The following is a 13,749-nucleotide window of genomic DNA, read 5'->3' as shown; positions in this document are numbered from 1 at the left end:
GTCCACTACTTTAGAGGATTTCCCCGGCCCGTTCAAAATCGGGCTTTCCTCGAACCAATTCCGGCACGCCGAAAGAGGCCCCACGAAGAAGGGGAATCGAACTTCAGTAGTGGTTGCCGTCGGACGGCGAGAGGTGTCGCCGTGGGGCCTGACCGGCTCCGTGGCAACTGTTAGAGGCTACACCACGCCCAGGGCGAGCTTCAAACCTGAGCGCGGTGACTCGTTCGGGTGACAATCAGCCCTTGCCGGAGGCCAGTTCGCGGCTGCGGTCCCTGGCGGCCTCGATGGCGTCGATGAACGCGGCGCGGACGCCGTGGTTCTCCAGCTCGCGCATGGCGTTGATCGTCGTGCCCGCCGGAGAGGTGACGTTCTCGCGCAGGGTCACCGGGTGCTCGCCGCTGTCGCGGAGCATCGTGGCGGCGCCGACGGCGGCCTGGACGATCAGTTCGTGTGCCTTGTCGCGCGGGAGACCGAGCAGGATGCCCGCGTCGGCCATGGCCTCGACCAGGTAGTAGAAGTACGCGGGGCCCGAGCCGGAGAGGGCCGTGGCGGCGTCCTGCTGGGTCTCGGGGACGCGCAGGGTCTTGCCGACCCCGTTGAAGATCTCCTCGGTGAGAGAGAGGTGCGCCTCCGTGGCGTGGGTGCCGCCCGAGATCACGGACATGGCCTCGTCCACCAGCGCGGGGGTGTTCGTCATGACCCGTACGACGGGGGTGCCCTGCGGCAGCCGCTCCTCGAAGAACGTCGTGGGGATGCCAGCGGCGCCGCTGATGACGAGCCGGTCGGCCGGTACGTGGGAGGCGAGGTCGTCGAGAAGGGTGCCCATGTCCTGCGGCTTGACCGTGAGGATGAGGGTGTCCGCGTTCTTGGCGGCCTCGGGGTTGGTGACGGGCTCGACGCCGTAGCGGGCGCGGAGTTCCTCGGCGCGTTCCGCGCGTCGGGCCGTCACCAGGAGGTGGGACGGCTCCCAGCCGCCTCGCAGCATGCCGGAGAGCAGTGCCTCACCGATCTTGCCGGTGCCGAGGACTGCGACTTTCTGGGTCATGTGGCGGCTCACCTCGTCCAGTGCGTACATGTGCCGTGCCGACCGCCGTGCCTGCTGCCGTGCCGGCGACTTTCCGCCGTTCATCCTCGCACCGGCCCGTGACGCGGTGCCGTCGCGTCCGCCTGGTGGATGGGCCCCGTCCACCGTCCCCCGTTACGGCGTACGGCGGCGGAGGGTGGCCGCGCCGAGGGAGAGGACCAGGAGGGCGCAGCCCGCGACGACGATGACGTCGCGCACGAAGTCGCCGGAGGGTTCGGCACCGCGGACGACCTCGGTCATGCCGTCGACCGCGTAGGACATGGGCAGCACGTTGGAGACGTACTCCAGGACCGGCTGCATGGTGTCGCGGGGCGCGAAGAGGCCGCACAGGAGGAGCTGCGGGAAGATCACGGCGGGCATGAACTGGACGACCTGGAACTCGGACGCCGCGAAGGCGCTCACGAAGAGGCCCAGTGCCGTGCCGAGCAGCGCGTCGAGCAGGGCGATCAGGAGCAGCAGCCAGGGGGACCCGGCGATGTTCAGGTCCAGGAACCAGACGGCGACGGCGGTGGCAGCGGACGCCTGGACGACGGCGAGGAGGCCGAAGGCGAGCGCGTAGCCCATGATCAGGTCGCCCTTGCCGAGGGGCATGGAGAGCAGGCGTTCCAGGGTGCCCGAGGTGCGTTCGCGGAGGGTCGCGATGGAGGTGACCAGGAACATCGTGACCATCGGGAAGATGCCGAGCAGGGAGGCGCCGATGCCGTCGAAGGCGCGGCGGTCGGCGTCGAAGACGTAGTAGAGGAGCACGAGCAGCAGGACGGGGACCAGGAGCAGGAGCGCGATCGTGCGGGGGTCGTGGCTGAGCTGGCGCAGGACGCGGCGGGCCGTGGCGAGGGTGCGGGTCGTGTTCATGCGAGGTCTCCGGGTCTCCGGGTGTCTCCGGGCGGGTGCCTGGGGCTCGTGCGGTCTCGTACGGGCTCAGGTGTTCGGGGGGTCGGTGGCGCGTGCCTCGTCGACGAGGTGGAGGAACGCCTCCTCGATGGAGCCGGTGCCGGTGCGGGTGCGCAGGGCTTCGGGTGAGCCGTCGGCGAGGAGCCTGCCCTCGCGCATGAGCAGCAGGTTCTGGCAGCGGTCCGCCTCGTCCATGACGTGCGAGGAGATGAGCAGCGTCGTCCCCCTCCCGCTCCCCCTGGTCCCGTCGCCCCCGGCCGTCGCGAGCCGGTGGAAGAGGTTCCACAGGTCGCGGCGGAGGACGGGGTCGAGGCCGACGGTGGGTTCGTCGAGGACGAGGAGTTCGGGGCTGCCGAGGAGGGCGACGGCCAGGGAGACGCGGGAGCGCTGTCCTCCGGAGAGGTTGTCGGTGAGGGAGTCGGCGTGGGAGGTGAGGTCGACGTCGGCGAGGGCCCGCTCGACCTGGGCCGCGCGCTCCTGGCGGGGGACGCCGAGGACGGCGGCGTAGTAGTCGAGGTTCTGGCGCGCGGTGAGGTCGCCGTAGACGGAGGGGTCCTGGGTGACGTAGCCGACGCGGGAGCGCAGGGTGCGGGAGCCGGCGGGGCTGCCGAGGACGTCGAGCGTGCCGGTGACCTTGGCCTGGGTGCCGACGATGGCGCGCATCAGCGTGGACTTGCCGCAGCCGGAGGGGCCGAGGAGGCCGGTGACGGTGCCGCGCGGGATGTCGAATGCGAGGTCGTCGATGACGGTGCGGGCTCCGCGGACCACGGTGAGCGCGGCGGCGTGGACGGCGGGGGTGACGGGGGCGCCGCGGTCGGGTGGCGCTGTCGTCTCCGGGCCCTTCGTGGGCGTCCGTGATTTATTCACCATGTGTTGAATAATCCTGCGACGGACCAGGGTCGTCAAGCACAAATGGGACGCACAGAAACCCGACAGCAGGTGTGAGGGCGGAATCCGGCCATTTATGCACCGGCGTTCACTCAGCGTTCACGTACCGACTTGCAAAGCGACACAACGCTTTGGACACAATGGAATCCGCTGTCGACCGCACCCGGAGGGGGGATCTCATGCGACGAAGCAGGACCGTCGTCCGGTTCCTCGTCACGGCTGTCTCCCTCCTCCTCTCCGTGCTCATCTCCGCCGACTGCGCCGCGGCGCAGGTCACTCCGCCCGTTGAGCGCGTCTCCGTGTCCGCGGAGCGCTCGCCGACGTCCGAGGGCGAGCACACGAAGCAGTCGCCCAAGGACTGTCAGATGCGGCGCGGCGCCCGCCAGCCGTTCGTGGCACCGACGCCTGTGCCGCAGCAGGTGGTCATGTGCGGTTGCGATTCCCGGGTGAATATGCCGGAGCACGTGGTGGTCCCGGTCACGGGGAGTGAGGCCGTCCCCAGAGCGAGATCGGTCGAGATCCCCCTGCTGCACCAGGTCTTCCGCTGCTGATCCCGCGTCCGCGCGTACGGCCCTGATCCGTACCCCCCACCACGCGTCACACCACGCGTCATTCCTCCTATTCCCCCGCAGCGATCTGACCGCCCCTCCCCGCGCAGGCACGCACCCCGTGCCCACGGAACCGGGACGGCCGTACGCGCACGCTCGCGGCGTACCGCTCTCCGGCGAACCCAGGGCCTCCGGCCCGAGTCCGCCGTATCGGCGTACCCCCACACCCGCGTGCCAGGACCGTCCCGTGCCCTGGGCAAGGTGCCCGCTGTGACGCGGCCGGAGCGGGCTGGAGGCAACCCTCATGCATTCCTTCATCCACCACGCACGCGACTTCCACTCCCGCATAGCCACGCGCGACGAGGAACGGGAGCGCTTCGGGAAGCTGGCCGACGGGCAGTCGCCCGAGGTCCTGTTCATCACCTGCTCGGACTCCCGGGTCGTCCCCTCGCTGATCACGGGCGCGGGCCCCGGCGAGCTGTTCGAGCTGCGTACGGCGGGCAACGCCGTGCCCCACTACGGCGCCGCCGAGCGGCCCAGCGGCGAGGCCGCGACCATCGAGTACGCGGTGTGCGTGCTCCAGGTGCCGAACATCATCGTCTGCGGCCACTCGCACTGCGGCGCCGTGGGCGCCCGGGTGCGCGGCGACGATCTGGCGGCCGTGCCCGCCGTGAACGGCTGGCTCAGCAGCCAGCTCGCCGAGCCGTCCGAGCTGGCCCTCGCCACCGAGGAACGGGACGAGCCCCAGGTCTCGGCCGCCGTGCAGCGGCACGTGCTCGCCCAGCTGGAGCGGCTGCGCGGCTACCCCTGCATCGCCGAGCGACTCGACGCCGGGCAGCTCGGGCTGCACGGCTGGTTCTACGCGGTGGACACCGGGCTCGTGCTCGGCCACCAGCCGTCCGTCGACGCCTTCCTGCCGCTCTGAGGACCCGCCATGACGAACACTGACATGAACAAGAACACGGCCGGCCCGCCCGGCGACGGCTCGGGCCCCAGCGGGAAGCAGGGGCTTTGGGAGAAGGTGAACCCGCTGAAGAGCCGCGGCACGCTGCGGGCCGACTTCACCGCGTCCCTCGTCGTCTTCCTCGTCGCCCTGCCCCTGTGCGTCGGCGTCGCCGTCGCGTCCGGGGTGCCCGCCGAACTCGGGCTGATCACCGGCATCATCGGCGGGCTCGTGACCGGCTTCCTGCCCGGCAGCAGCCTCCAGGTGAGCGGCCCGGCGGCCGGGCTCACCGTGCTCGTGTACGAGGCCGTGCAGACGTACGGGCTCGGCGGGCTCGGCGTCCTGGTGCTGGCGGCCGGGCTGCTCCAACTGCTGATGGGCGCCCTCAAGCTGGGGCGCTGGTTCCGGGCGATATCCGTCGCCGTCGTCCAGGGCATGCTCGCGGGCATCGGCCTGGTGCTGATCGCGGGCCAGGTGTACGCGCTGGCCGACGCGTCGGCGCCGAGCAGCGGCCTCGCGAAGATCGCCGGGTTCCCCGGGCTCGTCGTCGACGTGCTCAGCTCCAGCGAGGCGCTGACGGCTGTCGCCGTCGGCGTGGGCACGATCGTGATGCTGTTCCTGTGGCCGAAGTGGAAGCGGGGCAACAAGGTGCTGCCCGGCCCGCTGGCCGCCGTCGCGCTGGCGACGGGCGTGACCGCGCTGTTCGGGCTGCCGATCGCGCGGGTCGAGGTGCAGGGCCTGATCGAGGCCGTACAGCCGCCGGGGCTCGACGACTTCGCCGGGCTCGCCTCGGCCGGGATGCTCGGCACGGTGCTCGCGTTCACGCTGATCGCCTCGGCCGAGTCGCTCTTCAGCGCGGCTGCCGTGGACCGGCTGCACGACGGGCCGCGTACGGAGTACGACAAGGAACTGATGGCGCAGGGCGCGGGCAACGCGGTCTGCGGTGTCCTCGGGGCGCTGCCGATGACGGCCGTCATCGTGCGGAGTTCGGCCAATGTCTCGTCGGGTGCGAAGACCAAGGCGTCGCGCGTGCTGCACGGCGTGTGGCTGCTGATCTTCGCCGCCGCGTTCCCCGCCGCGCTCACCGTGATCCCGGTCGCGTCGCTGGCCGGTGTCCTCGTGCACGCGGGCTGGAAGCTGATCCCGACGAAGGAGCTGGTCCCGCTGTGGCGCCAGCACCGCGCCGAGGCCGTCGTCCTCGCGACGACCGCCATCGCGATCGTGGTCACCGACATGTTCCAGGGCGTGCTGATCGGTCTGCTGATGGCCGTGGTCAAGTCGGCGTGGGAGACCTCGCACGTGCACGTCGAGGTCGACGGGCTCGACGACGAAGCCCCGGCGGCGGACGCGGCCGGGGAACGGCGGCCCCTGCGGGTTCGGGTGCTGGGGAACGCGACGTTCCTGCGGCTGCCGAAGCTGCTGGACCAGTTGGAGGTGCTGCCCGCCGACCGTGCCGTCGAGCTGAACCTCGAAGGGCTGCGGCACATGGACCACGCGTGCGGGATGGCGCTGGCCACGTGGGAGGAGCGGCACAACTCCGTGGCGGGCAGGCCCGAGGCGGGGTCCGGTGCGGCTGATTCGGCGCTCAGGGGCTCGGGTTCCGGTTCGGGCCCGTCGAACGACGGTGCGGACTCCCCGGCCGCGGCCTCGCAGGAGCGGGCCTCCGTGTGACGGTTCGCTGAGGCGGCGTCGCCGTCGCACTCGGCGAGGTTGAGATGAGGGCGCGGCCCGGCGGTTCCGTACCGCCGGGCCGCGCCTTTCTCGCGGGGCGTGGCGTGCGCTACGGCCGCGTCGCGCGCCCCGCGTGCGGCGTGCGGTCCCGCTCCGGGTGCTCGACGGGGAAGCCGTCGGCGGCGTGGTCCGGCCGCCGTTCCGGGGTCCTGCGCGACAGCGGGCTCGGCCACCAGAGGCGGGGGCCGACGTCCAGGGCCAGGGCCGGGACCAGCACCGTGCGGACGAGGAAGGTGTCCAGCAGCACTCCGACCCCGACCAGCACGCCCATCTGGGCCATGGTCACCAGGGGCAGCGAGGCGATCACGCCGAAGGTGGCCGCCAGGACGATGCCCGCCGAGCTGATGACGCCTCCCGTGGTGGCCAGCCCCGTCAGCACGCCCCCGGCGTGGCCTCGGGCCGCGACCTCCTCGCGCACCCGCGTCATCAGGAAGATGTTGTAGTCGATGCCCAGGGCCACCAGGAACACGAAGCCCATCAGGGGGATGGACCAGTCGGTGCCCGCGAAGCCGAGGACGTGCGTGAAGAGCAGGTGCGAGGCGCCGAGGGCACCGAAGTAGGAGAGCACCACCGTGGCCAGCAGGAGCACCGGGGCCACCAGGGAGCGCAGCAGCCAGATCAGCACCAGCAGCACTACGAGCAGGACGGCCGGGATGACCGTCGTCAGATCGCGGCCCGCCGCGCGCTGGGTGTCCAGGGCCTCGGCCGTGGTGCCGCCGACGAGCGCGTCGGCGCCCTCGACCCGGTGGACGGCGGTACGCAGCCGGTCGACGGTGTCCTTGGCCGCCGCGCTGTCCGGCGCGTCCCGCAGGACGACGGAGAGCGTGGTCAGCGAGCCGTCCGGGCTGCGCCCCTCGTCCCCCTCGTCCCCCTCGTCTCCCTTGTTTCCCGCGTCCCCCTTGCGGGCCGATTCGACGCCGGGGACGCGCGAGGCGGCGCGTGCGACGGCGTCGGCCTCCTCCGTACGGGTGAGGACGGTCGCCGGGTCGGAGGAGCCCGAGGGGAAGTGCGCGGAGATCCGCTCCTGCGCGACGACGGACTCGGGCTTGTCCTGGTACATCTCCTCCTGGGTGAGGCCCATGGAGATGCCGCTCGCGCTGAGCGCGAGGACGGCGGTGACGCCGATGGACATCAGCCACGACCAGCGCGGACGGCGTGCGATGGCCGCGCCGACGCGGGCCCAGACGGTGCGGGCCTCGCGCGGCTCCGTGCCGTACCTGGGCACGAAGGGCCAGAACACCCAGCGCCCCGTGGCCACCAGCAGCGCGGGCAGCACCGTGACCATGGCGAGGAACGCGCACACGACGCCGACGGCGCCGACCAGCCCGAGCGAGCGCGACGAGTTAATGTCCGCGAGGGCCAGGCAGCCGAGGCCGACGGCGATCGTGCCCGCCGAGGCCAGCACGGCGGGTCCCGAGCGGCGCAGGGCGAGGCGCATGGCGGCGTGCCGGTCCTCGTGGCGGTGCAGTTCCTCGCGGTAGCGGGCGATGAGGAGCAGCGCGTAGTCCGTACCGACGCCGAAGACCAGCACCATGAGGATGCCCGCGCTCTGCGGATCGACGGGCAGGCCCGCGTACCTCGCGAGCAGATATGTGCCCGCCTGCGTGAGGACGGCGGCGAAGCCGACCGCGAACACGGGGAAGAGCCACAGCAGCGGGCTGCGGTAGGTGAGCAGCAGCAGGACGGTGACGACGGCGCCCGTGGCCAGCATCAGGGCCTCGTCGAGATCGCTGAAGACCTCGACGGAGTCCATGAGCGAACCCGCGGGGCCGCCGGCCGCCACCTCGAGTCCGGGCGGGGCGTTGGCGGAGACGGTGGCGCGAACGCGTTCGACGGTGTCGCCCAGCTCGTCCTCGTGGGCCAGCGGGACGACGAGCATCAGGGCCTCGCCGTCCTCGGAGGGGACGGGTCCCGTGGCGCGCGCGTCCTCGGCGACGGCTCCGGCGAGGGCGCGGCGGTCGTCGGCGGCCTTCGCGCGGTCGGCGGCGGTGACGGGGGCGCCGTCGCGGGAGTAGACCACGACGACGGGCATGACCTCGTCGTCCCCGCGGAGCCTCTCCAGCTCCGTGTTGACCTTCGCGGACTCGGCGCCGCGCGGGAGGAAGGCGTTGGCGCCGCTCTCCTCGACCTCGCCGAGCTTGCCCGCGAGGGGGCCGAGCGCGAGGGTCAGCAGCAGCCAGGCCGCCAGGACGAGCCACTTGGTGCGCCGCCCGCCGGGCGCCGCCGCGATGCGGGCGGCGAGACGGGCGGCGCGGCGGCGGGGCGCGGTGGGAGGGCGCTTACGGGGCACGGGCATGGCTGCGGGCATGGGTAGTCTCCCTGGTGTGAGTGCGGGTTCTGCGACGGCTTCGCGGGACGTGGAGCGCTCATGAGTACGGCCGGGAGTTGCCGCTCCCGGCCGTACGCGCACCTGGTGCGTGCGTGCGTGGGCGTACGGCTCGCGTACGCGCGCGGATCACTCGATCTCGCGCATCATCTTCTCCATCGAGGTGAGGGACTTACGGGTCGCCGTCAGCTCCTCGATGCTGCGCCGGTGCAGCTCGACGTTGTCCTCCAGGAGTTGCGCGTATTTGTTGGCCAGGCGCTTGTACTGCTCCTCGCGGGCCGCCAGCATCCGGGCGCGCCATGTCGCGGCTATCTGCCAGACCAGCACGATCATCAGGGCGAAGACACCGGCGGTGCCCAGCCCCGCGGCCCAGACACCTGCCGGGTCGGCCGCGCTGGTGACCGCGCTGGTGGCCAGTTGTCCGTTCACGTCGCTTCCTCTTTCTCCTGCTCTTGCTCCTGCGGTACGTCCGGTGTGCGCGGCGCCTGGGGTTCCTGCTGCGGCGCCTGCGGATCGCTGAGGGTGCGGGCCGCTTCGGCTATGGCGGCGGGGGACAGCTCGTACGCGAAGGGCACCACGTCGAAGAACTTCATCGCCTTGCCGTCCTCGGACAGTTCGAGGGAGCCGACGACGAGTCCGGCCGCCTCCAGCCGCTGGAGGTGCATGTGCAGCAGCGGGCGGCTCATGCCGATCTCGCGGGCGAGGCGGCTGACGTAGTTCCGGCCCTCGCTGAGCGCGGCGACTATCCGCAGCCGGTGCGGATTGCCGAGCGCGGCGAGGATCTTGAGCAGTTCGTCCCCCGTCGGGGTCTCGATCGCGCTCATCGCGACCCCTCTCGTTCTCGGGTGTAAGCCCAAGCTGACAGGTGCCGGAGGGGGCGTAAAGAAAAGCTGACACATGTCGGGGACAGGTCAGGGTTCTCCCCTAAAAGGGGCAGGGTCGAGGGGAGGGGGTAAGGGGGGTTAAGAGGGGGTCAGCGCTTCCGCTTGGGTTTGTTCCGCTTCCGCGCGGAGGGGTTGCCCGTACGCGCGGCGCGCAGGCGCTCGTGGCGGGCCAGCGCCTCCTCGTACTCGGCGCGGCGCAGGCGCTCGCCCGGTGCCTCGACGAAGGTGCGCAGGGCGTAGGCGAGGAGGACGCCGATGAAACCGATGGCCTTGACGCTGCGCAGGGAGGAGTCGGGGGCCGCGGGCCGGGACTCGTCGGCGCGCCGGGAGTAGGCGCCGAGGGTGCGGGAGAAGGCGAGCGAGCTGCACACGGCGAAGGCGACGACGATCATGATGCTGACCCAGCCGCCGACCTCCGCGATGGCCAGCCCCTCGTAGGCGAACCGCAGCACGAGGGCGCCCACAACCGCGGCGAGCAACGCGCCGAGGGCGAAGGCCGCGCGGCGCAGCGCGTAGCCGCCGGAGTGGTCGACCCACGTCGTGCCGTAGAAGCGCAGCGGCTCGGGCCGGGGCGCCTGGGGGTCCTCGGGGGTGGCTTCGTCGCGCGGCTCTTCGTTGCTGGGCACGGGTCCGATTATCCACAGCGCGGGGCCCGCACCGGTCGTCCGGTGCGGGCCCCGCGAAGAAGCGTCCAGCGTCCGGCCGCCCGTCGTGCCGGGCGGCCGGGAGTGGCGTCAGCCGCCGATCTGGCCCAGGTCGCGGACCGCGCCCTTGTCGGCGCTGGTGGCCATCGCCGCGTACGCGCGCAGCGCCGTCGAGACCTTGCGCTCGCGGTCCGCGGGCGCGTAGACGCCGCCCAGGGCCGCCTCGCGCTCGGCCAGCACCTCGTCGGAGACGCACAGCTCGATGGTGCGGTTGGGGATGTCGATGGAGATCTCGTCGCCCTGCTCGACCAGCGCGATCTTGCCGCCGCCTGCCGCCTCCGGCGAGACGTGGCCGATCGACAGGCCCGAGGTGCCGCCGGAGAAGCGGCCGTCGGTGATCAGGGCGCACGCCTTGCCCAGACCGCGCCCCTTCAGGAAGGACGTCGGGTACAGCATCTCCTGCATGCCGGGGCCGCCCTTGGGGCCCTCGTAGCGGATGACGACGACGTCGCCCTCCTTGACCTGCTTCTTCAGGATGGCGTCGACCGCCTGCTCCTGGGAGTCCACGACGACGGCGGGGCCCCGGAAGGTGAGGATCGACTCGTCGACGCCCGCCGTCTTCACGACGCAGCCGTTCTCGGCGAGGTTGCCGTAGAGGACGGCCAGGCCGCCCTCCTTCGAGTACGCGTGCTCGACGTCGCGGATGCAGCCGCCCTCCGCGTCCGTGTCCAGCGTCGCCCAGCGCTCGGACTGCGAGAAGGCGGTGGCGGAACGCACACAGCCGGGGGCCGCGTGGAACAGCTCGGTGGCCTCGGCCGACGGGGAGCCGCCGCGGATGTCCCAGTTCTTCAGCCAGTCGGCCAGCGAAGGCGAGTGCACGGAGTACACGTCCTCGTTCAGCAGGCCGCCTCGGTACAGCTCGCCGAGGATGGCGGGGATGCCGCCCGCGCGGTGCACGTCCTCCATGTAGTACGTGCCGCCGGGCGCGACGTTCGGCGCGACCTTGGACAGGCAGGGCAGGGCCCGCGAGAGCTGGTCGATGTCGTACATCGTGAAGTCGAGACCGGCCTCCTGGGCCGCCGCCAGCAGGTGCAGGATCGTGTTCGTCGAACCGCCCATGGCGATGTCCAGTGCCATGGCGTTCTCGAAGGCGGCGCGGCCCGCGACGTTGCGGGGCAGGACAGTCTCGTCGTCCTGCCCGTAGTAGCGCTCGGCGAGCCGGACGACGGTGCGGCCCGCGTCCTCGTACAGCGCCTTGCGCGCGGTGTGGGTGGCCAGCACCGAGCCGTTGCCGGGGAGTGCCAGGCCCATGGCCTCGGTCAGGCAGTTCATCGAGTTGGCCGTGAACATGCCGGAACAGGAGCCGCACGTCGGACAGGCGTTGTCCTCGATACGCAGCAGGTCCTCGTCCGAGACGCTGTCGTTCGCGGAGTCCGAGATGGCGGTGATCAGGTCCAGCTTCCGGACCTCGCCGTTGACGAGCGTGGCCTGGCCTGACTCCATCGGGCCGCCGGAGACGAAGACCGTGGGGATGTTCAGGCGCATCGCGGCCATCAGCATCCCGGGCGTGATCTTGTCGCAGTTGGAGATGCAGATCAGCGCGTCGGCGCAGTGGGCCTCGGTCATGTACTCGACCGAGTCCGCGATCAGATCGCGGGACGGCAGCGAATACAGCATGCCGCCGTGGCCCATCGCGATGCCGTCGTCCACGGCGATCGTGTTGAACTCGCGCGGGATGCCCCCGGCCTCCTTCACCGCTTCACTCACGATCCGGCCGACGGGCTGGAGGTGAGTGTGGCCCGGCACGAACTCCGTGAAGCTGTTGGCCACCGCGATGATCGGCTTGCCGAAGTCCTCACGCGCTACGCCCGACGCCTGCATGAGGGCTCGGGCGCCCGCCATATTGCGGCCGTGGGTGACGGTGCGGGACCTCAGCTCGGGCATGGCTGCTCCACTCCCTTGTGTGCCGTGGGCGGGTGGGTGCGCCGCGTATGGCGGTGCGCCGCGCCACGTGTGTCAGTGCTGCCAGTGGCCTTCGAGCGTACGCCTAGCGGACCAAGATCTGGACACGGGGACCGGATAATGAGACACACCGCTCACTCTCCGGGCAATTCCCCTGGAGGGCGTCGGCGCCCCCGGGCCGGAGTCACGGGTGGGGCGCGGCGCCCGTGAGGTGGCTCTGCACGACGGGCGCGAGGCGGCCGATCAGCTCCTCGGACGGCGCCGACGCGATCGGCTCCAGCTTGATCACGTAGCGCAGCATCACCACGCCCACGAGCTGGGACACCGCCAGCTCCACGCGGAGCGTCGCGTCAGGGCCCGCCACCTCGTCCGCCACGCGCGAGACCAGCTGGCGCGTGATGAGTCCACGCAGGATGCCTGCCGCGGTCTCGTTGCTGACGGCCGAGCGCATGATGGCCAGCAGCGGCTCCCGCGTGAGCGCGTTCTCCCAGATCCCGAACGCGAATCGGACCAGCCGCTCGCCCACGTCCTCCCGGTTCTCGGAGACGACGATCTCGGGGAGGGGGAGCGCGGGGGCGAAGGCGCCCTCGACGGCCGCCGTGAAGACCTGCTCCTTGGTACCGAAGTAGTGGTGCACCAGCGCCGGATCCACCTCGGCGCCGCGCGCGATGGCGCGGATCGACGCCTTGTCGTAGCCCCGGTCGGCGAACTCGGCGCGGGCCGAGCCGAGGATGCGCTCACGCGTGCCGGGCTCGCCCTCGACGCGCTCCGCGGCGGCGGGGCGGCCGCGCTTGCGGGGACTGCGGGGGGCGGGCCCCGTTGTCATGACCGGCTCTCGCCGTGGGGCGGGCCGTGACGGGGGCCGGGCGTCGACGCCGACGCCGCGAGGTGGAGCCGGGTGAACGCCAGCGCCTCCGCGAGGTCCTCCTCACGCTCGGCCGCCGACATGGCACGGCGCGTGTTGACCTCGACGACGACGTGACCGTCGAACCCGTTCGCCCCCAGCCGCCCCAGCAGCTCGGCGCAGGGCTGCTTGCCACGGCCCGGCACCAGGTGCTCGTCCTTGTTGGAGCCGTTGCCGTCGGCGATGTGGACATGGCCGAGCCGGTCGCCCATGCGGTCCAGCATCGCGAGGGTGTCCGTGCGGGACGTCGCGGTGTGGGACAGGTCGATCGTGAAGTGGCGGTAGTCGTCCTGAGTGGGGTCCCAGTCCGGCGCGTACGCCATCATCTCGCGGTCGCGGTAGCGCCACGGGTACATGTTCTCGACGGCGAACCGCACGTCGGTCTCGTCCGCCATCCGCCACACGCCGCGCACGAACTCGCGCGCGTACGAGCGCTGCCACCGGAACGGCGGGTGCACGACGACCGTGGACGCGCCGAGGCGCTCCGCCGCCGAGCGGGCACGCTGGAGTTTGACCCACGGGTCCGTGGACCAGACGCGCTGCGTGATCAGCAGGCACGGGGCGTGTACGGCGAGGACGGGGACGCCGTGGAAGTCGGAGAGGCGGCGCAGGGCCTCGATGTCCTGGCTGACGGGGTCGGTCCACACCATGACCTCGACGCCGTCGTAGCCGAGTCGTGCGGCGATCTCGAAGGCCGTCGCGGTTGACTCCGGATACACGGAGGCTGTCGAGAGGGCGACCTTCGCGGCGGGCACGGATGCTGGAGGGACCACGACAGACAGCCTAGAACCCTCCGGGCCCCGGAGCCGGAGTGGGCCCCTTCAGCTGGTGTGCCCCTTCACGGGGTGCGGGGTGACCGCCTCACGGGGTGCGTGTTTCTCGTGGGGGTGCGCCTGGTGTGGGTGCCCCTTTGGGGGTTCGTTCGCGTGTGGCGGGCCGGTGGC

The 13,749-nt window shown here is 71.7% G+C and carries 13 protein-coding genes; 3 read left to right on the top strand and 10 right to left on the bottom strand.

All coding sequences use genetic code 11. The annotated features are described in order from the left end of the window. Positions 1–235: 235 nt before the first annotated feature. The 3 genes from proC to ACYVOO_RS09060 form a co-directional block, all read right to left on the bottom strand. Positions 236–1,045 carry a pyrroline-5-carboxylate reductase gene (proC, locus tag ACYVOO_RS09070; protein ID WP_461015114.1) on the bottom strand — a complete coding sequence of 270 codons (810 nt, stop codon included), beginning with the start codon at positions 1,043–1,045 and terminating at the stop codon, positions 236–238. 153 nt (positions 1,046–1,198) lie between these two features. Next, positions 1,199–1,936 carry an ABC transporter permease gene (locus ACYVOO_RS09065; protein ID WP_461015113.1) on the bottom strand — a complete coding sequence of 246 codons (738 nt, stop codon included), beginning with the start codon at positions 1,934–1,936 and terminating at the stop codon, positions 1,199–1,201. Between the two features lie 66 nt (positions 1,937–2,002). Next, positions 2,003–2,845: an ABC transporter ATP-binding protein gene (locus ACYVOO_RS09060; protein ID WP_461015112.1), complete on the bottom strand. Its 843-nt coding sequence runs from the start codon at positions 2,843–2,845 to the stop codon at positions 2,003–2,005. Positions 2,846–3,042: 197 nt separating this feature from the next. Between ACYVOO_RS09060 and ACYVOO_RS09055 the strand changes: the two genes are divergently transcribed. The 3 genes from ACYVOO_RS09055 (at position 3,043) to ACYVOO_RS09045 (ending at position 6,025) form a co-directional block, all read left to right on the top strand. Continuing rightward, a complete protein-coding gene (locus ACYVOO_RS09055) occupies positions 3,043–3,414 on the top strand; it encodes a hypothetical protein (RefSeq protein WP_461015111.1) in 372 nt (123 codons plus the stop codon). 301 nt (positions 3,415–3,715) lie between these two features. Beyond that, positions 3,716–4,336, top strand: a complete 621-nt coding sequence (locus tag ACYVOO_RS09050) for a carbonic anhydrase (protein WP_453351316.1) — start codon at positions 3,716–3,718, stop codon at positions 4,334–4,336. A 9-nt stretch (positions 4,337–4,345) separates the two neighbouring features. Beyond that, positions 4,346–6,025 (top strand): SulP family inorganic anion transporter, encoded by a 1,680-nt coding sequence (locus ACYVOO_RS09045; protein ID WP_461015110.1) that lies wholly within the window; start codon positions 4,346–4,348, stop codon positions 6,023–6,025. Between the two features lie 109 nt (positions 6,026–6,134). Here ACYVOO_RS09045 and ACYVOO_RS09040 read toward each other — a convergent pair whose 3' ends face one another. From ACYVOO_RS09040 to ACYVOO_RS09010, 7 genes are all read right to left on the bottom strand, one after another. Beyond that, on the bottom strand, positions 6,135–8,393 hold the full coding sequence (locus ACYVOO_RS09040) for an MMPL family transporter (protein WP_461015109.1): 2,259 nt from the start codon (positions 8,391–8,393) through the stop codon (positions 6,135–6,137). Positions 8,394–8,540: 147 nt separating this feature from the next. After that, on the bottom strand, positions 8,541–8,840 hold the full coding sequence (locus ACYVOO_RS09035) for a hypothetical protein (RefSeq protein WP_461015108.1): 300 nt from the start codon (positions 8,838–8,840) through the stop codon (positions 8,541–8,543). Further along, on the bottom strand, positions 8,837–9,235 hold the full coding sequence (locus tag ACYVOO_RS09030; RefSeq protein WP_461015107.1) for an ArsR/SmtB family transcription factor: 399 nt from the start codon (positions 9,233–9,235) through the stop codon (positions 8,837–8,839). The genes ACYVOO_RS09035 and ACYVOO_RS09030 overlap by 4 nt, the downstream gene beginning before the upstream one ends. A 149-nt stretch (positions 9,236–9,384) precedes the next feature. Beyond that, positions 9,385–9,921: a hypothetical protein gene (locus ACYVOO_RS09025; protein WP_461015106.1), complete on the bottom strand. Its 537-nt coding sequence runs from the start codon at positions 9,919–9,921 to the stop codon at positions 9,385–9,387. A gap of 108 nt (positions 9,922–10,029) precedes the next feature. Further along, the gene (gene ilvD, locus ACYVOO_RS09020) at positions 10,030–11,883 is read right to left on the bottom strand and encodes a dihydroxy-acid dehydratase (RefSeq protein WP_461015105.1); all 1,854 of its coding nucleotides are present in this window, start codon (positions 11,881–11,883) and stop codon (positions 10,030–10,032) included. A 202-nt stretch (positions 11,884–12,085) separates the two neighbouring features. Beyond that, positions 12,086–12,727 carry a TetR/AcrR family transcriptional regulator gene (locus ACYVOO_RS09015; protein ID WP_461015104.1) on the bottom strand — a complete coding sequence of 214 codons (642 nt, stop codon included), beginning with the start codon at positions 12,725–12,727 and terminating at the stop codon, positions 12,086–12,088. Beyond that, positions 12,724–13,578 (bottom strand): sugar phosphate isomerase/epimerase family protein, encoded by an 855-nt coding sequence (locus tag ACYVOO_RS09010; RefSeq protein ID WP_461015103.1) that lies wholly within the window; start codon positions 13,576–13,578, stop codon positions 12,724–12,726. Before ACYVOO_RS09010 ends, ACYVOO_RS09015 begins: the two co-directional genes overlap by 4 nt. Between the last annotated feature and the right edge of the window lie 171 nt (positions 13,579–13,749).

It is taken from the genome of Streptomyces daliensis (assembly GCF_054782395.1).
This window is presented reverse-complemented; position numbering and strand designations above follow the sequence as displayed.